Raw genomic sequence first — 1,114 nt, forward strand, 5'->3', positions numbered from 1 at the left:
CATACGGCCGGCTTGGACAAAGTCGGCTTCGGACACGCCAAGCTCTGCTAGCGAAGCCTGGAGGCTGCGGTTGTTGAGCAATGCAATCTGCACCGCAGAGTCAGGCGTTAGAGATGCCGAAAGGAGCTTAGAGACTTGGGCAGAGCTAGCCTGCGCGTCACTGTCGTTCCTTTCGCTGGTGACGCCGAAGCCGGTACGCGGCTGTGTCAACTTTGAGACGTCGCCCGCTGCGCCGTCATTAGACAGCGTCGAGCATCCGGCTAGAACCGATACAGCCAGTAAAAGACTGGAAGTCTTCAGTAATGGTGTGAAAATGATAGGCCTCATTTCTTCGCCTCTTTTGCTTGTTGCTGATGCTGTTCGTGTGCCGCTTCACTCGCTGCACCATTTGCAGAGACTGGGCGAGTAATTGTGGCCGGCTTTTTTTCCTGGCCCATCTGATGTCCTGCGTGTGGGTCGGGCTTTGACACCGGCGCCATTTGATGACCCGCGTGCGGGTCTGACTTTGAAGCCGGTGCCATTTGATGACCTGTGTGTGCTGCCGGCGAAGGTTGGCCAGTACGGCCGGCCGGGGCGACGGCTTGAGCTGGCATCTGATGCCCTGCATGCGACGCCTGACCATCAGCTGCAGCTGGTGTGCCGTGGCCAGCGTGGACGCCCGAAGTCGCGCCTTGGGTTGGCATAGTGTGTCCAACGTGACCGCTATCATCTTGGGCTGCCGGCGTGTGACCGGCGTGAGCGCCACCATGCATACCCTCGTTCGCAACCGTAGCGTTAGCTTCTTTCCATACTTTGTCGGGCGAGACACTGGTGTCCTGAGCCGGCCTGTATTTCGAAAGAACTGAGGTGTAGGTCGTTTGTGATACCTGAGCAGCCGGGTCGGCGGCTTTGAGAGAAGCTGGTGGCTCGCCCGCGATGGACGCGAACGAAGTCATGGCTACCGCACTGGCGGCAACAAAACCTTTAGAGAACATAGTCGTCCCAAAATCGAAAGTAGACGCGCAGCAGTAGTGCGCGACAAAAGCACAACGGAATACGAGCGAGTACGCGCGTCGTTGCTACTGAAAACGATTAAGCGGCGAGATGCCGAGGGGGACGTTCGAGACTGTCTGGA

The 1,114-nt window shown here is 58.1% G+C and carries 1 pseudogene; it reads right to left on the reverse strand.

Annotated features, from left to right (window positions below):
* Window positions 1-327: pseudogene (locus NX775_RS23875) on the reverse strand (TolC family protein); the annotation flags it as partial.
* Between the last annotated feature and the right edge of the window lie 787 nt (window positions 328-1,114).

The sequence above is a fragment of the Massilia aurea genome (assembly GCF_024753205.1).
Classification (GTDB): domain Bacteria; phylum Pseudomonadota; class Gammaproteobacteria; order Burkholderiales; family Burkholderiaceae_D; genus Telluria; species Telluria aurea.